The following is a 19,362-nucleotide window of genomic DNA, read 5'->3' as shown; positions in this document are numbered from 1 at the left end:
CGGCACCGGACGTGGTGCGAACGACGAGGGGGACCGGATGGGACGCTTGGGCGACCAGCAGGCGACGGAGTACTACAACCTGGCGTACAGGCAACGCAAGAGCGCCGACGAGGCGTTCCAGGCCTGGGCACTCCACAAGGAGCAGGAGCATCACGCCGCGGCGATGCTCCACGCCCAAATGGCCACCATGTACACGGGCATGGCCCTCGCGGCCAAGGCCGTCCACACCTCCTGAGGCCGCCGGCTCTGACGCCGCTCGTCAGCGGCGGTGGAGCCGGCCGGCCACGGCGTGGCCGATGAAGAGGTAGGCCACGGCGGCGAGGCCGTAGCCGACGACCACCTGCACCCATTCACGGCTGAAGGTGAACAGGTCGTAGGACCAGCCCGCGAGCCAGGTCGCGGCGTCATGGATCGCGTCGACCAGGCCGTTGGCCTGGTTCGCCTCCAGCAGGTAGAGCAGGATCCAGAGTCCGATCACGAAGGCGAGCAGGTCCGCCACCAGTGCGACGGCTCGGCCCCCCTGACTCCTTCTTCGACCGCGTGCTCGTGTGTGAGTGCTCATGCAGCGCGTGTTGCCGCGCGCGGAGGGCGTAAACCCCCTTTCCCGCGAACGCTGTTGGAGCGCCGGGCCGGGCGGGACGGCGCGGAGTCACCAGTCGATGCCGGCCATCACGGGGAGGTGGTCGCTGGTGGTGGCGGGCAGGACGCGGGCGCTGCGCGGCTCCACGCCCCTGACCAGGATCTGGTCGATCCCCGCCACCGGGAACGTGGCCGGCCAGGTGAAGCCGAAGCCGGCCCCGGCCACCGTCTGGGCCGAACGCAGCCGCGAGGTGATGCCGGTGAGGGCCCGGTCGTCCACCGTGCCGTTCAGGTCGCCGAGGAGCACCACCCGCTCGCTCCGTTCGGCGGCGAGGGCTTCGCCGAGCGCCCGCGCGTTGCGGTCCCGGCTCTCCGTCCAGAAGCCGCCCCTGGGCATCAGGCGTACGGATCCCAGGTGGGCCGCGTACACCACCAACAGCCCCCGGTCGGTGACCACGGTGGTGCGCAGCGCCCGGTTCGAGGCCAGCCGGTCGGCGGCGGGCTTGGCCGCGCCGAGCGGCCCGACGTCGATCTCCGTGTCGACCGGCCGGCTGTCCGACAGCGGCAGCCTGCTCCACACCCCCACCGTGCCCTGCACCGTGTGGTGCGGGTACGCCTCCGCCAGGCCCTTCTCGTACGCGCCCAGGGCCTGCGGGGTCAGCTCCACGAGGGCCAGTACGTCCGCGCCGGAGGCCGCCAGGCGGCGGGCGGTGCCGGCCGGGTCGGGATTGTCGGCGTCGACGTTGTGCTCGGCCACGGTGAGGTCGGCGGCGCCGGGGTGGGAGCGGTCGCCGAGCAGGCCGCCGAAGAGGTGCAGCCAGACCGTGGCGGGCAGCAGCACCGCCGCCACGGCGGAGGCGGAGCGGCGCCATGACGCCCCGGCCAGCAGGAGGGGGACGCACAGGCCGCACCACGGCAGGAAGGTCTCGAAGAGGCTGCCGAGGCTCCACCGGTCCGTGATCCACGGGTGCAGCAGCAGGGCCAGGCCGAGCAGCAGCGCCGTCGCCGCGAGCAGCGGGCCGCGCTTCCAGGGTCCGGGCCGGCCGAGGGCGCGGAGCCGTCGCCTCCCCCGGGCGACGATCGGTGCCGGTGGGGGAGGTGGGGGAGGTGGTGTCGGCGGTTCCGGCTGGGCCGCGTGAACGGTGGGGAGCATGGCGCCCAGTCCACACGAGCCGATGTTGCCGGAGCGTATGCGTTTCCCGATACGCCGGCGATACGCGCCGCCTCGTAGCATCGCCCCATGCGCGTGCTGATCGTCGAGGACGAGCCCTACCTGGCCGAAGCCATCCGCGACGGCCTGCGCCTGGAGGCGATCGCGGCCGACATCGCGGGCGACGGCGACACCGCTCTGGAGCTGCTGGACGTCAACGCCTACGCCATCGCCGTCCTCGACCGCGACATCCCCGGGCCCTCCGGGGACGAGGTCGCCCGGCGCATCGTCGCCTCGGGCAGCGGCATGCCCATCCTCATGCTCACCGCGGCCGACCGGCTCGACGACAAGGCGTCCGGCTTCGGTCTCGGTGCCGACGACTACCTCACGAAGCCCTTCGAGATGCGGGAGCTCGTCCTCAGGCTCCGGGCGCTCGACCGCAGGCGTGCCCACGCCAGGCCACCCGTGCGGGAGATCGCGGGCCTGCGGCTGGACCCGTTCCGCAGGGAGGTCCACCGGGACGGCCGCCACGTGGCGCTCACCCGCAAGCAGTTCGCGGTACTGGAGGTCCTCGTGACCGCGGAAGGCGGCGTCGTCAGTGCCGGGGAGCTCCTGGAGCGCGCCTGGGACGAGAACGCGGACCCCTTCACCAACGCCGTGCGCATCACCGTCTCGGCACTGCGCAAACGGCTCGGCGAACCCTGGCTCATCGCGACCGTGCCCGGCGTCGGCTACCGCATCGACACGGAGCACGGCCTCGGCTGCGGAGCCGGAGCCGAGGAGGCCGAAGGGCATGGAGGGCCGGAAGGGCCTGGAGGGGCGGAAGATCCTGGAGGGCCTGGAGGGGCGGAAGGGGCCGGCCGTGGATAGGGCACCCGGACCGAGCGTCCGCCTCAAGTTGACCCTCAGCTACGCCGGATTCCTCATGATCGCGGGCGTCCTGCTGCTCGCCACCGTGTGGCGGTTCATCCTGCGCGACGTACGGGTCGTATCGAGCAGGCCCGGCGAGTTCGTACCCATCCGGACCGTCATCCTGCGGGACTACGCTCCCGCGACGGCCGGAGTGCTGGCGTTCCTGCTGGTCTTCGGTCTCCTGGGGGGATGGGCCCTCGCCGGCCGCATGCTCGCCCCGCTGAACCGGATCGCGGACGCCGCGCGCACGGCGGCCGCCGGTTCGCTCTCCCACCGCGTCCGGCTGCCGGGTCGCCAGGACGAGCTGCGCGAACTCGCCGACGCCTTCGACACCATGCTCGCCCGGCTCGAAGCGCACGTCGCCGAACAGCAGAGGTTCGCGGCGAACGCCTCCCACGAACTCCGCACCCCCCTGGCGGTCTCGAAGTCCCTGCTGGACGTCGCCCGCGCCGACCCCGGCCGCCCCGCCGACCCCCTCCTCGACCGCCTCCACACGGTGAACGCCCGGGCCATCGACCTCACCGAGGCCCTGCTCCTGCTCAGCCGCGCCGACCGCCGGTCCTTCGAGCGGGAACCCGTCGACCTCTCCCTCATGGCCGAGGAGGCCGCCGAGACGCTCCTCCCCCTCGCGGAACGGCACGGGGTCACCCTGGAGACCGCCGGTGACATCGCCCCGGCACTCGGCTCGCCGGCGCTCCTGCTCCAGCTGACCACCAACCTCGTGCACAACGCGATCGTCCACAACCTGCCCGACCGCGGCAGCGTGCGGGTCACCGCCCGCAACGCCGCCGGGACGGTACGACTCACCGTCGAGAACACCGGTGAGCGCATCGCCCCGGAGCTGGTCCCGACCCTCACCGAACCGTTCCGCCGCGGCACCGGGCGCGTACGCTCCGACCACGCCGGCACCGGCCTCGGCCTGGCGATCGCCCACAGCATCACCCGCGCCCACGACGGCAACCTCACCCTCACCCCACGGCCCGAGGGCGGGCTGCGCGTCACGGTGGAACTGCCCGCCGCGCCCCCGACGCCCGCGCCCCGCTGACCGCTGACCGCTGAGGTCGTCCCGGCGGCGCGTGCGAGGATGACCGGGAGTTCCGCCCTGTCCGACCTCGCGGAGGCCGCACGTGAACAGCAAGTTCCTCCCCTTCCGGCGCAAACGCGGGACCAGGGTCACCTACGAGGTGACCGGCACCGGTTCCTTCGAGGTGACGTACGCCGTGGGCGACCCCCTCAAAGGCGAGGAGAAGCGGGTCGAGGCCGTCGTCGCGCCGTGGAGGCAGGACGTCGTCATGTCGGGGATCGCCGCGATGCCCATGCTCACCATCGTCACGTCCAACCCCGCGCATCCTGACGGATGGCTCCAGTGCACGATCTCCGTCGACGGAGAACTCGCGGTGGAGGGAGCGGTGTCCTCGCGCTCGGCGAGCGCGACCTTCACGGCCTTGCCCGGGGCCACCGGCTGACGCCGGTGGACGGCGATCCGGGGCACGGGCGGACGGGGCTCACGCCGTGACGGGAACGCGCCTGCCCGTGGCGGCCGCGCGCGCGATGTCGTCGAGCAGGCGTTGACGCCGGGCGGCGTGTGCGAAGTCCGCTACGCGTGCGGCGCCTTCGGTCGTCAGGTCGGCGTGGATCGCGGCGTACTGGGACCCGACGTTGTAGGGCGGCCGGTCGCGCAGGTCGGCGAGGGACGGAACCCCGTGGTAGCGGGCCGGTACGGGCAGGGGTGCGAGCGCGGTGCCGGCGCCGCGTGCGCCGCGCAGGGTGAGGACGGCCTGTTGCAGGTGGCCCGAGTCACCGGTGACGACGATGTCGCCGTCGGTGCCGTTGATCTCCCAGTGGAAGTCGGTGCCCCGTGACGAGCCGCCGCGGAAGTGCGCCGAGACGACCGCGCCCGAGTCGAGCAGGCCGCTCACCGCGATCTGGTCCTCGACCGTCATGACCGCCGGGCGCCCCGTGCCGATCTCGTGCACCAGCGGCCGTCTGGTCGCCGTGGTCGCGGAGACCTCGGTGAACTCGCCCAGCACCATGCAGAGGGCGTCGACGGTGTGTCCGAACGGGATCGTCAGCATGGTGCCGCCGTTGGCGCGGTCCAGCAGGTACGCGCCGCGCGGCTCGAACGTGGGGCCCCAGCGCCGTCCGGAGGCCACCAGGCTCGTCGAGAGAACCTCACCCACGTAGCCGTCGGCGATCAGGTCGCGCAGGTAGCGGACCGCCGGGGCGTTGCGCGCCTGAAGACCCGCGAAGGTCCGCACCCCGGCCGTCGCCGCCGCGCGGGCCAGCTCGTCGGCTTCCGCCGCCCCGTTGCCCAGCGGCCACTCCGACACGACCGCCTTGCCCGCCTCCAGGGCGGCCCGTATCACCTCGCGGTGCAGCGGCACCCGGACGCTGACGACGACGAGGTCCACCTCGTCGCTGCGAACGAGCTGTTCGGTGCTGTCGAAGGCCCGAGGGATGCCGTACGCGGTGCCCGCTTCCCGGGCGGACGCGGCGCTGCCGGCCGACAGGGCCCGGACCTCGAAGCCGTCGAGCCGGGTCAGGGCGGGCAGGTGGGCCCGGGCGGCCCAACCGCCGCGCGCGGACAGGCCGACGATGCCGACCCGGATCGGTGCCCGCGTGATCCGGTGGTGCTGCTCGGTGGTGTCGTGGAAGGTCATGGGCGTGACCGTAGGAGCACCGGGGTGATTACCCGCAAGGGACATTGATATCTTCTGGAAACCATGACCCCACAAAGATCATCGCGCCCCCGTGCGGAGGGCGAGCGGCAGCACGACATCTACGCGCTGCTGTGCCCCGGTCGGGCCGTCTTCGAGCTCCTGGCCAACAAGTGGACGGGGCTCGCCATCACCGCCCTCCAGGACGGGCCGCGCCGCTTCGGAGACCTGCGCCGCAAACTGGACGGCATCAGCCCCAAGGTCCTGACCGCGACGCTGCGCCGACTGGAGGACAACGGGCTGCTCCACCGGACGGTGTACGCCGAGGTCCCACCGCGCGTCGAATACGAACTCACCCCACTGGGCCGCAGCGCCCTGGAGCCACTGGCCCACCTGCGGACCTGGGTCCGCGCCAACGTCGACAACTTCACGGTGGACGCCCCGCCCGCAAGCCGGCCGGGAGGCTGACCGGCTGCCGGCTGCCCGGCTGCCCGGCTGCCGGTGAGACGCTTCCTCGCGTTCGTCAGCCGCCCGCGGGCGGTGGCGTACCGAGGTTCAGGGACGGTGCGGGGACGATCTTGAACGACAGGATGGGAGCGTTGATGATGACCTTCCCGGGTTCCATCGGGGTCTGGTCACGCGGGGCTCCGGCGCACGCGTCGGCCTCGTAGACGAACACCGACGTGTTGGTCTGGTTGGCAACCGAACGGAAGTAGCTGCCTTCCGAGGCCTCGGGGAAGACCTCCTTGACGGTGTAGCAGTGTCCGTCGACGGGACTCTTCACGAGCGTGCGCGGGGCCCCGATGATCGGGCCCTCCTTGCCCGGCTCACCCAGCACGACCTGGACGTCGCCGACGGCCGCCGAAGCCGGGCTCGGGAGGCCCGTCGCGAGCAGCAGAGCGGTTCCGGCCGCGACGAGGAGTCCGCGCCGGCGCGGGAACGATTGACGGGGCATGGAAACCTCCGGGGCGCCACGTCGTCCGAAGTGCGTTCAGGGGGGCGCCCGACTCGATCCAGTATCACCCCGGAGCATCGGCGGCGCAGCGGACCGGCCCCGCACGGCCCCGGACCTGCGGCGTCGCGGGTCCGCGGGGTGCTCACGGCCCGAGGCGCAGGCGCTCCGTGACGAGGGCGCGGCTCCGGCCCGGGACACGGCTCGGCTCGGCTCGTCCCACCGGCCGGCCCGCTCGGCGCGATGCGGCGTCCGCGCCGCTCCGGCGAGGGGCACCCGACGAGGATGGTCTCGGCGGTTGCTCGGACCGAACTCGTCGCCCACGCCCTCAGCACAAGGCTCCGCAAGGCACTCGGCTGGAAGACACCGGCCGAGGCCTTCAACGAGCCTTGCGGAGGGAATGCTCGTGCGCTCCGAACGGGTATCGTCCGCAGGGATCCGGATCAGGAGAGGCAACGAGCTTCTTCGCCCGGCCACCCGAGTTCGATTCCGGCCCGCGCGCAGATCCGTGTCCACGCGTCCGCGTAGCTCCGTGGCGAGCGTGCTGATCTGGTCGGGTCCCTTGTCCTGGTACGTCTCGGTGAGGATGTCCACGACCTCGGAGCGCGGCGTGTCGGCGGCGATCGGCCCCGCTTCCTTGTAGCTGGTGGCGGCGTACCCGCCCGCGATCCACAGCGGCGCCTGGTCGCCCGCCCTGCCGGTCGTCAGGGTCCATATCGCGCCGATGGTGTCCAACTGTGCTTCCCCTGACTGGTGGTGCCGCGCCACCCCGAGCTTCACAGGTGCGGCGCGGCCACCCTCCACCGGCCCCGGTCAGGTCCTCAGGACAGGAACTTCTCGATGCCTCCGACGCGGGCGGCAGTGGTGTCGATCGCTTCGACGATGCCCTCGGTGTCGGAACACGCGGCCACCGCACCCGCACCACGTCGGACCCGGCTGCGCCCTCGCCCTGCTGAGGGCGGGAGAAGCGCCTCAGGGATTGGGGAGCGTTCGGTAGGCGGCCGCCATGGGAGAGGAACCGGTGGTGACGTAGTCGTGGATGGCGGCGAGGTAGTCGTCGCGGTCGACGAGGCCGTCGCCGTCGGTGTCGAGGTCGTCGAAGGCCTGGCCGGCGTCGGCCTCGGCATTGCGGGACGCCATGCGCAGCCGCGTGAACTGCTCGCGGGTGAGCCGGCCGTCAAGGTCGTGGTCGGCGACGTCGAAGAGCGAGCCGAGGGCCGGCCGGCAGGACCGCTCGAACGCGTCGTGTCCAGCCCAGGTGCGGTATTCCTCGAAGGTGACCCGGCCGTCGTGGTCGGCGTCCATGTCCGCGAAAACCTCCTCGTGCGCGGCGCGTGCCGTGTGCACCACGGGCTCGTCGGCGCCTCGGCCCATGGCCGCCGCCGCCCGGTCGACCCGCGCGAGGTACTCCGTGTGGGTGATGACGCCGTCGCCGTCCCTGTCGAGCATGGCGAAGATGCGCCGCTTGGCCGTATCGGTCATGGTGGCGGTGGCTCGCTGGGGCACTGTTCTGTTCCTGTCTGCCGTCTACGGGACCGCTCCGGCGTACGCGTCCGGCGTGGGGCTCCGTGCGTGCGCGGGCGTCTGCGGGATGACACCGCCGAGATCATCATGTTCGCCGGCCGGCGGCCCCCCGGCCCGCCCGCCGTTCACCCGAAATGCTTGCGCGGCCGCCGAGCGCGCGCCGGTCACCCGTACGTGTCCCTCGGGCCCGGGCGCGGCGGCACCGCGGGGACGGCCGCCGGCCGGCGTGCGGGACCATCCGGGGAGCTCATCGACATGGCCGCCGGCGCCGGCTGCCGGCCCCTTGCAGGGGTCCTGTGGGGCCTGCGCTCTCATGACGACCGCCTCGTCGAGCGGCTCGCCTCCCGCGCCCTCACCAGCGGCAAGGGCCGGCCGCGCATCCGGCGCGACGAGGACGGGCGGATCGTCGGGGGCCGGCGGCGAAAATGACGGTGGCGGCGAGGACCAAGACGAGGGCGCCGACGCGACGGCCGAATCGGCGCCGCCGCACTCCTCCAGCCCTCGGGACGCCGCCACCATCGCCGCGCTCCTGCGCACCCGCGCCTACCGACCCGAAAGCCTGGTGTGGCTGGACGAAGAGGCGTGGGGGCCCAACCCGTCGCACTCCGGACCTACCGGAAGGCCACCGGCTGTAAGGCGGCACCTGCGGCTGCGGTCACCCCTCAGCCGCAGGTGCGGTCCTTCGCGGGGAGCCGACCGGTCGTCAGGTAACGGGTCACGTCGGCGTCGGCGCAGGACGGCCGGCCGCTCACCAGCACTCCGTGGCCCTCACCGCCCTTGACCGTCACCATGCGGGAGCCGTGCAAGGCACGCCGCAGGCCCTGGGCCATCGCCAACGGCGTCTGCGGGTCCCACTCGTTCTGCACGATCAGCGCGTCGACGTCGTTGTCCACCACCGTGGCCGCCTCACGCGGAGCGGACTTCCAGAAGGCACAGGGCTGAATATTGGCACCGAAGTCGCCGGCCAGGGGGCGGGCGGCGCGGTCCCGAATCGCGTCGCGGCGGTACTGCTCCGGATCGCGCGGCCAGCTTCGGCCTTCGCCGCACAGAACGGACCAGGCGACCGAGACCGTGTTGTCCACGTCCGGCGCGGTGGGTGCGGCGGTGCGCGTTCCCGCCGGGCTCTCGATGCCCGCCGCCGCTGCCTTGAGCGCGACGATGAACGGCGTCACCGCCTCCAGCTGGACGAACGCACGATACTGCGCCCGGATCGCGTCCCCGTCGAACGGTTGGCCCTCCAGCACGATCGGCTTGCGGTCGGCGCTCGCGACCAGTTCCCAGAAGGCCGCGCGCACCGTCTGTGGAGTCGCCCCCAGCCCGTACGCCTCATCGCGGGCCGCGGCCCAGTGCGTCCAGCGGGTGAAGGCGAGTTCGGCCGCCTCGGTCGCTCCGCGCAGCATGCCCCGCCACAGCAGCGACGGGTCGAGCGCGCTGTCGAGGACGAAACGGTCGGACCGGCGGGGGAACATCTGGGTGTAGACCGCGCCGAGGTACGTGCCGTACGAGTGCCCCAGATAGGAGATCTTGCGCTCACCCAACGCGGCGCGGATGACGTCCATGTCCCGCGCCGTGTTGCGGGTGGTGATGTGTGGCAGCAGGTCCCCCGCCTTGGTCCAGCACTTGTCCGCGATGCTCCGGGCCCGGGCCACGTCCTGCCCGAACGTCCGAGCGTCGTAAGGGTGGTTGAGTACCTGCTCGTCCGGCGCCAGAGCGCAGTTGACCGGTGCGCTGCGTCCCACGCCTCGCGGATCGAAACCGATGAGGTCGAAGCGCTCGCGCACCTCCGGCGCCAGCAGCGGCGCCATCCCGGCCGGCATGGTCAGCCCCGAGCCACCGGGTCCGCCGGGATTCATCAGCAGTACGCCGCGCCGCTTCGCCGCATCGTCCGCCTTGACCCGGGACACCGCTATCGGGATGCTCCGCCCCTGCGGATCGGCGTAGTCCAAAGGCACCTTCACCGTCGTGCACTCCAACGATGCCGACTGCTCCTCCCCTTCCGCGCAGCGCTCCCAGCGCAGGTGCTGCCGCCCGAGCTTCTCCAGCGGATCGCCGGCCGCGAAAGCGGTGCCCGGCATCAGCGCCGCCATCACGGTCGTCACCGCCCCCGCCGTCAGGATGGAAGTCATCGGTCCAGCTCGCAGCACTGTGCCGCCCCTCTTCATATGAGTTCAGGATTCATGGCGTCGGGTCCCCGCTCCGAGGCGAGCCGGCCGGCCCTGCCCGGGCACGTCCTCTGACCCCGGCTCGTACACCGGACACTCCGCGCGGCACCCACGGAACCTGCTCCGGGGCACATGTCGCGGGGCCGGACCACGAGGAGGGCACCCCGGCGGACTCGACCCGTCCCTCGACCCGCGGGACGGATTCCGGCGGGTTGGGCGGGACTTTCTCCGCTCCCCCAGGCAACCCGATCCAGCGGCGCTGGAACAGGCAGTTCCACCCGCAAATCTGCGCACCACTTTTGCCGGTGCCACGCGTACGCGCCAAGAAGCTGCCCCAGACGGCGGCCGAGCTGTACGACACCGACACCTCCGAGGCCGGCCTCGTCGCCGCGGAGCGGCGGCTCGCCGCCATGCGCGCGCTCGCGGGCCGGCACGCCACCGTCCACCTGGGTACGCCCCGATCTCCGTAGTCGCGTGGCGCGCATCGGCTCCGAGCTGCGAAACGAGGATGCGGAGGAGCGGCCCTGAGCGCTACAACGAGGGGATGACCGTCTTCCTGTGTTCCAAGTGCGGCTCCGCGATCACGCCGGAGCTCGCCGAGCTCGCCGCCGTCCCCGACGTCTCGGACGACGAGCGCGACCGGGACAGGCAGACACGACGGGCACCGGCCACCGTTCCGCGGGGCCGGTACGCGATCGATCCCGAACCCTGGGGAGCTCCTTACGTCGTGCAGGACGATCAGGAGGACCCGAAGCCGGCTCAGTCGCGCGGACTCCTGGTCTGCGGGGAAGAGGGCTTCGTCATTTCAGTCGGCAGCCGACATATAGTGCTGGTGCATCCTGATGACGCCGCCGGCCTTCAGCCGCTGCCCAACCGGGAGAACAGCAGTGGGTGCTGCGGACCGGCAGGCGACAAGGGACTCAACCGGGCCTGCCCCTGCGGCGCTCCGGTCGCGACCCTCGCGGCCGACTGCTTCGGGCCCTTCGAACTGCACCTCGACCCCGTCCGGACCTACGCGTTCTCCCAGTAGGACCGCGGGGTGCGTGGACGACGTGCCCGACACTCCCGACGGCACCCGTCCACCCCGCTTCTTCACGACTGCTTTCCGTGGTGAACGACGCCTCTCGGTCGGAGCCGCCTCGACCCCGGCCGCAGGCGCGCTGTGCCCGCTGCGCGGCCCGGAAGGGACGGAACTCGGCGGTGACGACGACGGTGAGGGGCGCGTGACGGCGGGACGAGCGCGGGAGCCTTGTCAGCGGATGACGTCGAAGACGTTCAGCTGCAGGCCGTTGGCGTAGGCCTCGTGCTCGACCAGCTTCAGCTGCCGGGTGTCCTTGTCCGTGGTGCTGAACAGGCGCTTGCCCGCGCCGAGCAGGAGCGGGAAGACGAGCAGGTGGTAGCGGTCGATCAGGCCGGCGTCCGAGAGGGCCCGGTTCAGGGCGGCGCTGCCGTGGACGATGATCGAGCCGCCTTCGGTCTCCTTCAGCGCGGCGACCTCGTCGAGCGAGCGCAGGATCGTCGTCTCGCCCCAGTTGTCCACCAGGTCGCCTTCGGTGAGCTGGGTGGAGACGACGTACTTCGGCATCTCCTTGTAGTCGGCGAAGTCCTCCATGTCGGGCCACACCGGGCTGAACGCCTCGTAGCTCGTCCGGCCCAGGAGCATCGCGGTGGCTTCTCCCTGCTCACGGCCCTTGATCTCGAAGGCCTCGGGGAGGAACTCGATGTCCTTGAAGGTCCACCCCGAGTTCCGGTAGCCGGGCTCGCCGCCCGGGCCCTCCACGACGCCGTCGAGCGAGATGAAGGCGGAGCTGATCAGAGTACGCATCTTGTGGATCCTTGGTGTCTCGTGTGGTTGTCATCGAGCCGAACCGGTCGGGCCCGTGCGGCCGCCGGCCGCCCGACGCCGGCGTAGGCGTAGGCGTAGGCAGAGTCAGTGGACCGATTCGACTCGGTCGGCGCCCGCGTGCCGGGCCAGTTGCTCGGTGAGGAAGCGGGCGCGCGGTCGAGTGCGGCGTCGGCCTCGTCGAGTCGGCCGTAGTGGAGCTGGAAGACGTGGGGAAGGCCGGGGCAGACTTCGAGTGTGACCTCGACGTCGTCGGCGCCCGCGCGGCCGGCCAGCCGGACCGCGTCGTCGAGCAGCAGTTCGTTGGCCCCGACCTGCACGAGCAGTGGGGGCAGTCCGGTGAGGTCGGCGAGGACCGGGCTGGCCAGGGGGTGCGTGCTGTCGGCCGTGCCGAGGTACAGGTCGGCGTAGGCGCGCAGGTCGGCGTCGGTGAAGATGGGGTCGGCATCGGCCTTGGACCGCATGCTCGCGCCGGTGAGGGTCAGGTCGACCCAGGGGGAGAAGAGGACCACGGCGGCCGGCTGCGGCAGCCCGGCCTCCCGCGCCGCGAGGAGCGTGGCGATGCTCAGGCCGCCACCTGCGGAGTCACCGGCCAGGACGATGTCCCGTGGGTCGGTGCCGGATGCCAGCAGCTCGCGGTAGGCCGCGAGCCCGTCGTCGACGGCGGCCGGGAAGGGGTGCTCGGGCGCCAGGCGGTAGTCCACGGACACCGTCCGCAAGCCCGAGCGGCGGGCCAGTTCACCTGCCGGCCCGGCGTGGGTGTCGGGCGAGCCGACGACGTAGCCGCCGCCGTGCAGGAAGAGCAGCCGCCCGGGACCGGAGGCTCCGGCCGGTATCAGCTCCAGGGCCGGCCGACCGCCGAGAACGGTCCTGCGGGTGGTCACGTCCTCCGGCGCGGGCCGGGAGACACCCGCGGCGAACCCGATGCGCTGCTCCTCGACGGTGGGCGGCGTCTCGGCGCGCGGGAGGGAGCGGTAGAAGGCGTTCAAGGCGTCGCGCTGCTGTCGGGACATGGTGGGCCTCCAGAGATCAGGGTGCGAAGATGGATTCCCTGGAATCCATCTGCCAGAAGTTAAGCACATTCCGAGGAAGATGATTCCTAGGAATCTATTGGAGGTGTCCGTGAGCTCCGTCACATCACTGTTCATCGATCTGGTCCGTGTCGAGACCCGGCTCTACAACGCCGTGAACGCCCGACTGACGTCCGAACAAGGTATGTCCCTGGGGCAGTTCGATTTTCTTGAGGTCATCGACGCGGTGCCGGGGTGTCGTGTGCTCGACATCGTGGGCGAGTTGGCGATCACGGTCGGAGCGGTCAGCAAGGCGGTCGACCGTCTGGTGGCCGCGGGCTGGTGCGTGCGGGTCGCGCACCCCCAGGACCGGCGCTCGTCCATCCTCCGGCTCACCCCCGAGGGCGAGAAGAAGCTGGCCGACGCCCGCCCGGTCATCGCGGGCGCGCTCGCCGAACTGACGGCGGCGGTTTCTCCCGACGACCTCACCCGCGTCGCCGCGACGCTGTCCACCCTCCGCTCGTCCCTCGAGTCGGGGTCCCACGGCCAGCCGGGCTGAGGGGCACGGCGTACACGGCTGGAGGCCGGCTCTGCGCGAGCCGGAGGGATGAACTCGGCGACCCGCAGGGGCCGCTCCTCGGTGGGCGGTGTGCAGGACCGCGGCACCCACGCCTACGTCAGGGCTTGGAGCGCGTACAGGGCGCCGAGGGCGGTGGCGAGGGCGGCGAGGAGGAGGCGCAGGGCGGTTTCGGGGAGGCGGGGTTGGAGGCGGGCGCCGAGGTAGCCGCCGATCAGGCCGCCGAGGCCGCAGGCCAGGCCGAGTCCCCAGTCGGGGGCGACGTCGCCGGTGGCGGTGAGCGACAGAAGGGCGTAGGTGGCGGCGCCGACGATCGAGGTGGCGAAGGTGGCCGCGAGGGCGGCGGGCGCGACGCGGGTCATGGGCAGTCCGCGGGCGGCCAGGATCGGGCCGAGGAGGGACCCGCCGCCGATCCCGTAGATCCCGCCGATCACACCCACCGCGACCGCCAACACCGTGAGCGCCCTCGGCGACGGCTCCGAGCCGGCCGCAGCCTGCCGGTGTCGGGCGGGGGCGAGGGTGCGCACGCCCAGCCACAGCCCGAGCGGCAGGAGGAGAGCGGCGATCAGGAGGCGGAAGACGCCGGGACCGGGGAGCGCGAAGACGCGGATCGCCGCCCCGATGACCACGCCGGGCAGGGTCCCGGCGACCAGACGCCGGGCCAGGCCCCCGCGCAGCGCGCCGTTACGGCGGTAGCGCCACAGGGCGCCCGGGCCGGCCACCACGTTGAAGAGCAGGTTCGTCGGTGTGATGGCCGGGGACGGTACGCCGAAGACGGACAGGTGGACGGGGAGGAGGAACACCGCCCCCGACACCCCGACCGGCGCCGTGACGACCGCGATCAGCAGGCCGGCGACCAGCCCCGCCCACAGCGTCCACTCCACCGACCGCTCCCGCCCCGTACCTGCTGCCCGGCCAGTATCGGCAGAGCCGGCAGGTCACGTCGGGTTCTGCAACACGATGTTCACGAACGGCAGGAGCAGCCGGGGCCGCGGCCGCACCCGTCCGCGGCGCCGGCCGTGGGCAGGGGACGGCCGGTGGCGGGGGTGGGGGTGGGGGCGCAGCAGCCTTTGCCCTGCCAGGCGTCCCGGCCTTCCTTCAGGCCCCGGTGGAGGCCCGAGCCGCCGGCTACGATCCCCGCGCCGGTTCGCGAACCGCTCGCGATCCGCTCGCGGTCCTCGGCGTCCGGGGCGAGGCGACCCGCCGAACCGGGCACGGGCCCACTCGGATGAATCGGCGGACAATCCGTCAAGCGGACCGTCGCCGCGGCCGATGGCAGGTGTGAACGACCGTACGAGTCGTCACCCCGTGCGAATGAAGGTGCAGTCATGTCTCTCGCAGGAACCCGCCGACGGACGCTCGGACCGCGCGCCGCAAGGAGGAACCGGATCCTCGGCTGCGCCGTGGCGTCGCTGTTCGTCACCCTGCCCGTCATGAACGGGGCCGGGGCTGCGGCCGCCCCTCACGAGTCCGTCGCCGCCGCGCACAGCGTGGATCCGGACCCCGGCCGCCCCAACGGCCCCGGCGGACCGATCGACGACACCGAGCCGGTCGGCGCGAGCGTCTTCAACACGAACATCCAGAACATCCCCCATGCGGCCTCGACCAAGGTCAACTTCAATACGTCCGTCTACGCCACCGGCGTGACCTTCGATCCCGCCGACTCGACTCTCACCGTCGACACACCCGGCCGCTACCTCATCAAGAGCCGCGTCCTGTGGAGTCTCAGCCCGGAAGCCGAGGCGAACGCCTTCCGCTCCGTTCGCATCAACGTCAACGGCGGCATCTACGCCGAGGACGACCAGGCCATCGGCGGCTACGACAACCCCACCCAGGAGGTCTCGACCATCCTTCAGCTCGCCGAGGGCGACGCCGTCTCCTTGAGCGTCTTCCAGACGACCGGGTACGAGGCGGAGCTCTACCCCGGCAGGGGCGCGGACCCCGCGCAGAACGTCGCCCCCCAGCTGCAGGTGGAACTCCTCTCCTAGTCCGTCGGCAACGGGCGGTTCCAGGAGGCCGCCCGGGGCTCCGAGACCGGGAGGCCGGCGTGGGAGTCCGGGCGAAACGATGGCCCGCGACCGCGCGGAGCCCAGGGTCGGCTCGGCGGCCGGCCGTCATCGGCCGGTGGCTTCGTGGAAGCCGCGGACGGCCGTGCGCAGGTGCGTATCGCGGACGAAGGGGTAGTCGGAGCCGAGGACGACGCGGTCCGGGCCCGCGTGGTGCACGGCGAGGCCGAGGGCCGCCGCGCTCGCGTGCGTGTGGCTGTCGAAGCACAGCGTGGACGCGGCGACCCCGCGCACCGTGTCCGGGTCGAGGAGGAAGCAGGCTCCGCCGGCCCTGGCGACGATCGGCCGGATCCGGGGGTGGTGTCGCGACATGCCGGCCGTCAGCCAGTCCAGGACGACGGTGGTCTGTTCGGCGATCGCCCCGACGGACCACGCGAGCGCGGAGGGGTCCGACAGGGAGGGCCCGGCGTGTCTCCCGGTCGGGTGGTAGAGCACGGTGGCGCGGCGGTCGTCCAGTGCCTCGTACAGGGGCGTGTAGCGGGGGTCCAGGGCGGGGGCTCCGTGCCAGGACGCGGGGAGGACGACGCCGAGGGCGCCGAGCCGGTCCATGAGGTGGCCGAGCTCGCGCACCGACTCCGCGACCCCGGCGAGGGGCAGGAGGCCCAGGAAGGCGAAGCGATCGGGCTGCGTGCCGGCGGCGGCGGCCAGCGCCTCGTTCGCGAGCCGCGCCGCCCGGGCGTCGTCCTCGGGTGAGGGCAGGTCGGGGTACAGGGTCGCGGCGTTGAGGACCTGGCGGTCGATGCCGCAGGCGTCCATCTGCCGCAGGCGTCGGCGCAGCATCGCGGGACTGTCGCCGCCCTGCGGCACGCCCCTCTGGGGAAGGGGGCCCTGGCCGTGTGCTTCGAGGAGGTCGAGGTAGGCGTGCGGCCACAGGTGGGCGTGCCAGTCGGTGGTGGTGGTCATGCCGCGCGCCCCGTGGCGCGCACGCCGCGGACCTTGCGGACGCGCAGGGCGGCGTACTGGCCGGCCCGTTCGGCACCGGTGGTGCCGCTGTCCTCTTCGCCGGCCTCCATGCGCAGGCTCGGACCGGTGTCTCCGCCGAAGTGCCGGCAGACGTGGACGTGGGCGCCGTAGAGCAGCTCCAGGGCGTCGGCGAGCCGGTCGTACGCGGCCGTGGCCTCGGGGTCGGGCAGGACCCGGGTACGGAGTCCGTCCAGGGACCGCACCAGGTAGTAGTGGTCGCGGGTCTGGAGGCCGCTGAATCCCGAACCGACGCGGGGTGGCGTCATGGTGGGTCTGACGGAGCGGGCGTAGAGGTCGGGGGCGAAGTCGGCGGCGTGGCGCATGGCCAGCGCGGCGGTCCGGCAGAACAGCACGGTGTGGTCGAGGAACGCGGCCTGTTCGGTGGCGCGGGTGGCCTCGGCGGCGCAGGCGGCGGTGACGGTGACGGCCTGGAGGTGGGCGAAGAAGAGGCGGTGCCCGCAGGCCCAGCGGAGCCGGGCCGTGCGCTCGTCGGGAGGCGTGGCCGCACGGACGTCGGGAGGGCGTATGAGGTCGCCGTCCCGCCGGCCGGCGTGGGAGAGCAGGGCCGAGCCGCCTCCGACGAGCCCGGACCGCTCGGTCGGGCCGAGTGAGGAGGAGGTGCGGGCGAGGTCCAGGGCGGTGTCGATCTCCGCGATCAGCAGGGTGCGGAGGAAGACGTCCGGGGTGCCGTGGGACCTGGTCACGCCGAAGAAGGCGTCGTGCTCGCTGAAGGCCTCTTCCAGGGCGGGCGTCTCCCGCGGCGGGGCGGGTTCGTGGCGGTCCGGGGCGAGCAGTCGGCGCAGTCGTACGTACGCGGCCGCAGTGGCCGCGGATTCGCGCTCGGCGGTCAGCGCGTGGACCGCGGCCGTCGCCGACCACAGTTGTGCCCCCGTGGTGGGGAGGTCGCGCGCGTGGAGGAGGGGCAGGGGCGTGGTGGTCACGGCGGGCTCCTGTGGGGCGGGAACTACCAGGTCAGCGGGTAGCCGGGGTCCAGCATGGGCAAGGCGTCGAGTCCGGGTTCGAGCCGCTCGTGTCCGTCGAGCAGCAGGGTCCACTCGGCGGTCTCCCGGTGGGCGCGGGTGGCTTCGGAGAGGCCGGGGGGAGGGCCGTGGGGAATGCCCGGGGGGAAGACCGCCACGGACCCCTTCCGCACGCCGCTCTCGGTGCGGGAGCTGAAGTCGCCGTCGGCGAACAGCAGCAGTTCGTCGCCCCCGAGGTTCACGTGCTGGTAGGGCACTTTGACGGCGAGGGGGTGGTATTCCAGCAGGCGCGGAGTGAAGGCGATCAGGTCTCCGCCGGGCATGGAGAACACCTGGTGGACCGGGGGTGGTGCGTGCAGTCGGGCGGTGACGGGCTCGCAGTCCGCGATGTTGAGGGCGTACGGGTAGAGCGTCCCGGTCCAGCCGACGACGTCGAAGGGGTGGTGCCGGTAGGTGATCGCGGTGCCGTGGTGGCCGTGCCGGGTCAGTACCGTCGCGGCGGTTTCCTCGACGGTCCGCGGTGCGTGCGGGTGCCGCAGGTCCCGTTCGCAGTACGGGCTCCCTTCCAGGAGCAGTCCGTGCGGGGACACGTAGCGGGCCGGCGGTCCGACGCGGCCCGCCGCCTCGAACAGGGTCAGGCGCAGGGGTGGTGCGGTGTCGGCGGCGGCCGGGGGCGTTCGCCGGCCCGGGTCGGCCGCGGGGGCGGCCCCGGTGGGCTCCCCCGGCGAGGGGTGCCAGGCGTGTACGACACCTGCCGGAACGACGACCAGGTCGCCGGGCCCGACGTCGAGGTGGCCCATGGAGGTGTGCAGCCGGGCCGTCCCCGACTCGACGTAGGCGCACTCGTCGGCGGTGGCGTTGCGGTAGAGCGGGGAGGCCGTGGTGGCCACGGCCCGCCACACACGAAGCGATCGGCCGCCCACCAGCATGATCCGGTGGCGCACGGCGTCGGCCGCGGTACCTTCCTCAGGCGCCGGGGGGCGGGGGAAGTGCAGGGCGGCGTGCGGGGCCGGGGGGCCCGTCGTCGTGGAGGGCGGCTCCCACGGGTCGATCGCCTCCACTCCCGCCGGGTCGTGCGCGTGGTACAGCAGCGACGATTCGCCGGTGAAGCCGTCGTCACCGAGCAGTTCCTCCACCAGGGGCAGCCCCTCGGGACCGCACCAGTGGACGTGGCGTTTCGGCGGATAGCGGCCCACGTTCCTGTAGTGGGGCATGAGGGCCCTCCCGTCGTCGATCGGGACCGGCCACCAGCCTCAGGGCCGCCCGGCCCGTCGCGCGTCCTCCGATCGGTTCCGGGGCGGATGAACGCGGATCGTCCTTCGCGTGCCCCGCTTCGGGGGAAGGGGCGGGCCTAGCATGGAACGGCCGTTGGAAGAGGGAGGGAAGAGGGAGGGGAAGAGAGATTCGGAGCTGCCCGTGACGGTCGAACGAGTCAACCATGTGGTCCTCTGGGTGAGCGACGTGAACCGGTCCGTCGACTTCTACTGTTCCGTGCTGGGGCTTTCGGTGGTCGAGCAGCACGGCGAGGACAAGGCTTTCCTCCGGTCGCCCGTCAGCCCCAACCACCACGACCTCGGGCTCTTTCGCGCCGGCGTTGCGGAGGGCGCGGTGCCGGGCGGGCCGGGTATGTACCACACGGCGTGGCAGTGCGACTCGCTGGCCGATCTGGTGGGCATCCGCGAACGCCTGGTCGCGGTGGGCGCCTTCCTCGGGGGAACGGACCACGGGGCGACCAAGTCCCTGTACGCCGAGGACCCCGACGGCCTGGAGTTCGAGGTCATGTGGCTCACCCCCAAGGAGACCTGGGTCGAGGGGCGGCAGCCGTTCGGTCCGCTGGACCTGGAGGGCGAGCTGCGCCGTGCCGAAGGGGGCAGCGGCAGCGGGCGGTGGTAGCCCGGTCGTTCGGCCCGCCTTCCCCTGGCCCGTGCGGGGCCCCGGACGGCGGGGCGCGTCGTACGAAGGCCGGCCGACGGCCGGCGGGGGAGGA

At 72.7% G+C, this 19,362-nt stretch carries 23 protein-coding genes and 1 pseudogene; 11 read left to right on the top strand and 13 right to left on the bottom strand.

Annotation, left to right across the window (positions count from 1 at the left end):
- The first annotated feature begins 37 nt into the window (after positions 1 to 37).
- Positions 38 to 235, top strand: coding sequence for a hypothetical protein (locus ACZ6ZI_RS21200; RefSeq protein ID WP_469523079.1), 198 nt, complete (start codon positions 38 to 40; stop codon positions 233 to 235).
- A gap of 24 nt (positions 236 to 259) precedes the next feature.
- Here ACZ6ZI_RS21200 and ACZ6ZI_RS21195 read toward each other — a convergent pair whose 3' ends face one another.
- Complete coding sequence (locus ACZ6ZI_RS21195; protein WP_469523076.1) at positions 260 to 562, bottom strand: hypothetical protein; 303 nt, start codon at positions 560 to 562, stop codon at positions 260 to 262.
- A gap of 87 nt (positions 563 to 649) precedes the next feature.
- Positions 650 to 1,732, bottom strand: coding sequence for an endonuclease/exonuclease/phosphatase family protein (locus tag ACZ6ZI_RS21190; RefSeq protein WP_469523073.1), 1,083 nt, complete (start codon positions 1,730 to 1,732; stop codon positions 650 to 652).
- Positions 1,733 to 1,819: 87 nt separating this feature from the next.
- Between ACZ6ZI_RS21190 and ACZ6ZI_RS21185 the strand changes: the two genes are divergently transcribed.
- The 3 genes from ACZ6ZI_RS21185 to ACZ6ZI_RS21175 all read left to right on the top strand — a co-directional run bounded on the left by ACZ6ZI_RS21185 (position 1,820) and on the right by ACZ6ZI_RS21175 (position 4,107).
- Positions 1,820 to 2,599 carry a response regulator transcription factor gene (locus ACZ6ZI_RS21185; protein WP_469523071.1) on the top strand — a complete coding sequence of 260 codons (780 nt, stop codon included), beginning with the start codon at positions 1,820 to 1,822 and terminating at the stop codon, positions 2,597 to 2,599.
- On the top strand, positions 2,592 to 3,686 hold the full coding sequence (locus ACZ6ZI_RS21180) for a sensor histidine kinase (protein WP_469523450.1): 1,095 nt from the start codon (positions 2,592 to 2,594) through the stop codon (positions 3,684 to 3,686). Before ACZ6ZI_RS21185 ends, ACZ6ZI_RS21180 begins: the two co-directional genes overlap by 8 nt.
- A gap of 82 nt (positions 3,687 to 3,768) precedes the next feature.
- The gene (locus tag ACZ6ZI_RS21175) at positions 3,769 to 4,107 is read left to right on the top strand and encodes a hypothetical protein (RefSeq protein WP_469523067.1); all 339 of its coding nucleotides are present in this window, start codon (positions 3,769 to 3,771) and stop codon (positions 4,105 to 4,107) included.
- Between the two features lie 39 nt (positions 4,108 to 4,146).
- Here the strand turns inward: ACZ6ZI_RS21175 and ACZ6ZI_RS21170 are convergent, their stop codons facing one another.
- Positions 4,147 to 5,301, bottom strand: a complete 1,155-nt coding sequence (locus ACZ6ZI_RS21170) for a Gfo/Idh/MocA family protein (RefSeq protein WP_469523065.1) — start codon at positions 5,299 to 5,301, stop codon at positions 4,147 to 4,149.
- A 63-nt stretch (positions 5,302 to 5,364) separates the two neighbouring features.
- On the opposite strand from ACZ6ZI_RS21170, the gene ACZ6ZI_RS21165 reads away from it, so the two are divergent.
- Complete coding sequence (locus ACZ6ZI_RS21165; RefSeq protein ID WP_469523062.1) at positions 5,365 to 5,766, top strand: winged helix-turn-helix transcriptional regulator; 402 nt, start codon at positions 5,365 to 5,367, stop codon at positions 5,764 to 5,766.
- Between the two features lie 55 nt (positions 5,767 to 5,821).
- Here the strand turns inward: ACZ6ZI_RS21165 and ACZ6ZI_RS21160 are convergent, their stop codons facing one another.
- Both ACZ6ZI_RS21160 and ACZ6ZI_RS21155 read right to left on the bottom strand, forming a co-directional pair.
- Entirely contained in the window at positions 5,822 to 6,253 is a 432-nt protein-coding gene (locus tag ACZ6ZI_RS21160) for a hypothetical protein (protein ID WP_469523059.1), read from the bottom strand.
- A 969-nt stretch (positions 6,254 to 7,222) separates the two neighbouring features.
- Positions 7,223 to 7,756 carry an EF-hand domain-containing protein gene (locus tag ACZ6ZI_RS21155; protein ID WP_469523056.1) on the bottom strand — a complete coding sequence of 178 codons (534 nt, stop codon included), beginning with the start codon at positions 7,754 to 7,756 and terminating at the stop codon, positions 7,223 to 7,225.
- Positions 7,757 to 8,029: 273 nt separating this feature from the next.
- On the opposite strand from ACZ6ZI_RS21155, the gene ACZ6ZI_RS21150 reads away from it, so the two are divergent.
- Positions 8,030 to 8,203, top strand: a complete 174-nt coding sequence (locus tag ACZ6ZI_RS21150) for a hypothetical protein (protein ID WP_469523054.1) — start codon at positions 8,030 to 8,032, stop codon at positions 8,201 to 8,203.
- A 233-nt stretch (positions 8,204 to 8,436) separates the two neighbouring features.
- Here the strand turns inward: ACZ6ZI_RS21150 and ACZ6ZI_RS21145 are convergent, their stop codons facing one another.
- Positions 8,437 to 9,873, bottom strand: coding sequence for an alpha/beta hydrolase (locus ACZ6ZI_RS21145; protein WP_469523051.1), 1,437 nt, complete (start codon positions 9,871 to 9,873; stop codon positions 8,437 to 8,439).
- Positions 9,874 to 10,241: 368 nt separating this feature from the next.
- On the opposite strand from ACZ6ZI_RS21145, the gene ACZ6ZI_RS21140 reads away from it, so the two are divergent.
- Together ACZ6ZI_RS21140 and ACZ6ZI_RS21135 are read left to right on the top strand one after the other, a co-directional pair.
- Positions 10,242 to 10,406, top strand: coding sequence for a hypothetical protein (locus ACZ6ZI_RS21140; protein ID WP_469523047.1), 165 nt, complete (start codon positions 10,242 to 10,244; stop codon positions 10,404 to 10,406).
- A gap of 74 nt (positions 10,407 to 10,480) precedes the next feature.
- Entirely contained in the window at positions 10,481 to 10,966 is a 486-nt protein-coding gene (locus ACZ6ZI_RS21135) for a hypothetical protein (protein ID WP_469523044.1), read from the top strand.
- 222 nt (positions 10,967 to 11,188) lie between these two features.
- Here ACZ6ZI_RS21135 and ACZ6ZI_RS21130 read toward each other — a convergent pair whose 3' ends face one another.
- Positions 11,189 to 11,761: a dihydrofolate reductase family protein gene (locus ACZ6ZI_RS21130; RefSeq protein ID WP_469523041.1), complete on the bottom strand. Its 573-nt coding sequence runs from the start codon at positions 11,759 to 11,761 to the stop codon at positions 11,189 to 11,191.
- Entirely contained in the window at positions 11,749 to 12,792 is a 1,044-nt protein-coding gene (locus tag ACZ6ZI_RS21125) for an alpha/beta hydrolase (RefSeq protein WP_469523038.1), read from the bottom strand. Before ACZ6ZI_RS21125 ends, ACZ6ZI_RS21130 begins: the two co-directional genes overlap by 13 nt.
- Before the next feature lie 109 nt (positions 12,793 to 12,901).
- On the opposite strand from ACZ6ZI_RS21125, the gene ACZ6ZI_RS21120 reads away from it, so the two are divergent.
- Positions 12,902 to 13,348, top strand: coding sequence for a MarR family winged helix-turn-helix transcriptional regulator (locus tag ACZ6ZI_RS21120; RefSeq protein WP_469523035.1), 447 nt, complete (start codon positions 12,902 to 12,904; stop codon positions 13,346 to 13,348).
- A 113-nt stretch (positions 13,349 to 13,461) separates the two neighbouring features.
- Here the strand turns inward: ACZ6ZI_RS21120 and ACZ6ZI_RS21115 are convergent, their stop codons facing one another.
- Both ACZ6ZI_RS21115 and ACZ6ZI_RS21110 read right to left on the bottom strand, forming a co-directional pair.
- A complete protein-coding gene (locus ACZ6ZI_RS21115; protein ID WP_469523033.1) occupies positions 13,462 to 14,250 on the bottom strand; it encodes a TSUP family transporter in 789 nt (262 codons plus the stop codon).
- Between the two features lie 80 nt (positions 14,251 to 14,330).
- Positions 14,331 to 14,468: pseudogene (locus ACZ6ZI_RS21110) on the bottom strand (cation transporter); the annotation flags it as partial.
- 226 nt (positions 14,469 to 14,694) lie between these two features.
- Between ACZ6ZI_RS21110 and ACZ6ZI_RS21105 the strand changes: the two are divergent.
- Positions 14,695 to 15,354, top strand: a complete 660-nt coding sequence (locus ACZ6ZI_RS21105) for a hypothetical protein (protein WP_469523029.1) — start codon at positions 14,695 to 14,697, stop codon at positions 15,352 to 15,354.
- Positions 15,355 to 15,480: 126 nt separating this feature from the next.
- On the opposite strand, the gene ACZ6ZI_RS21100 is transcribed toward ACZ6ZI_RS21105, so the two are convergent.
- The 3 genes from ACZ6ZI_RS21100 to ACZ6ZI_RS21090 are packed head-to-tail and all read right to left on the bottom strand — an operon-like array spanning position 15,481 to position 18,589.
- Positions 15,481 to 16,335: an amidohydrolase family protein gene (locus ACZ6ZI_RS21100; RefSeq protein WP_469523026.1), complete on the bottom strand. Its 855-nt coding sequence runs from the start codon at positions 16,333 to 16,335 to the stop codon at positions 15,481 to 15,483.
- On the bottom strand, positions 16,332 to 17,336 hold the full coding sequence (locus ACZ6ZI_RS21095; protein WP_469523023.1) for a hypothetical protein: 1,005 nt from the start codon (positions 17,334 to 17,336) through the stop codon (positions 16,332 to 16,334). The genes ACZ6ZI_RS21100 and ACZ6ZI_RS21095 overlap by 4 nt, the downstream gene beginning before the upstream one ends.
- Before the next feature lie 23 nt (positions 17,337 to 17,359).
- Positions 17,360 to 18,589, bottom strand: coding sequence for a cupin domain-containing protein (locus tag ACZ6ZI_RS21090; protein ID WP_469523020.1), 1,230 nt, complete (start codon positions 18,587 to 18,589; stop codon positions 17,360 to 17,362).
- Between the two features lie 202 nt (positions 18,590 to 18,791).
- Here ACZ6ZI_RS21090 and ACZ6ZI_RS21085 point away from each other — a divergent pair, with 202 nt between their 5' ends.
- Positions 18,792 to 19,268: a VOC family protein gene (locus ACZ6ZI_RS21085; protein WP_469523017.1), complete on the top strand. Its 477-nt coding sequence runs from the start codon at positions 18,792 to 18,794 to the stop codon at positions 19,266 to 19,268.
- The last annotated feature ends 94 nt before the right edge of the window (positions 19,269 to 19,362 follow it).

The organism is Streptomyces sp. NPDC103540, from assembly GCF_055584445.1.
This window is presented reverse-complemented; position numbering and strand designations above follow the sequence as displayed.

Excerpts from the sequence above, each read along its gene's own strand:
- ACZ6ZI_RS21200 (WP_469523079.1), top strand. The coding sequence starts at position 38 with ATGGGACGCTTGGGCGACCAGCAGGCGACGGAGTACTACAACCTGGCG.
- ACZ6ZI_RS21195 (WP_469523076.1), bottom strand. The coding sequence starts at position 562 with ATGAGCACTCACACACGAGCACGCGGTCGAAGAAGGAGTCAGGGGGGC.
- ACZ6ZI_RS21190 (WP_469523073.1), bottom strand. The coding sequence starts at position 1,732 with ATGCTCCCCACCGTTCACGCGGCCCAGCCGGAACCGCCGACACCACCT.
- ACZ6ZI_RS21185 (WP_469523071.1), top strand. The coding sequence starts at position 1,820 with ATGCGCGTGCTGATCGTCGAGGACGAGCCCTACCTGGCCGAAGCCATC.
- ACZ6ZI_RS21170 (WP_469523065.1), bottom strand. The coding sequence starts at position 5,301 with ATGACCTTCCACGACACCACCGAGCAGCACCACCGGATCACGCGGGCA.
- ACZ6ZI_RS21165 (WP_469523062.1), top strand. The coding sequence starts at position 5,365 with ATGACCCCACAAAGATCATCGCGCCCCCGTGCGGAGGGCGAGCGGCAG.
- ACZ6ZI_RS21160 (WP_469523059.1), bottom strand. The coding sequence starts at position 6,253 with ATGCCCCGTCAATCGTTCCCGCGCCGGCGCGGACTCCTCGTCGCGGCC.
- ACZ6ZI_RS21150 (WP_469523054.1), top strand. The coding sequence starts at position 8,030 with ATGGCCGCCGGCGCCGGCTGCCGGCCCCTTGCAGGGGTCCTGTGGGGC.
- ACZ6ZI_RS21135 (WP_469523044.1), top strand. The coding sequence starts at position 10,481 with ATGACCGTCTTCCTGTGTTCCAAGTGCGGCTCCGCGATCACGCCGGAG.
- ACZ6ZI_RS21130 (WP_469523041.1), bottom strand. The coding sequence starts at position 11,761 with ATGCGTACTCTGATCAGCTCCGCCTTCATCTCGCTCGACGGCGTCGTG.
- ACZ6ZI_RS21125 (WP_469523038.1), bottom strand. The coding sequence starts at position 12,792 with ATGTCCCGACAGCAGCGCGACGCCTTGAACGCCTTCTACCGCTCCCTC.
- ACZ6ZI_RS21105 (WP_469523029.1), top strand. The coding sequence starts at position 14,695 with ATGTCTCTCGCAGGAACCCGCCGACGGACGCTCGGACCGCGCGCCGCA.
- ACZ6ZI_RS21100 (WP_469523026.1), bottom strand. The coding sequence starts at position 16,335 with ATGACCACCACCACCGACTGGCACGCCCACCTGTGGCCGCACGCCTAC.
- ACZ6ZI_RS21090 (WP_469523020.1), bottom strand. The coding sequence starts at position 18,589 with ATGCCCCACTACAGGAACGTGGGCCGCTATCCGCCGAAACGCCACGTC.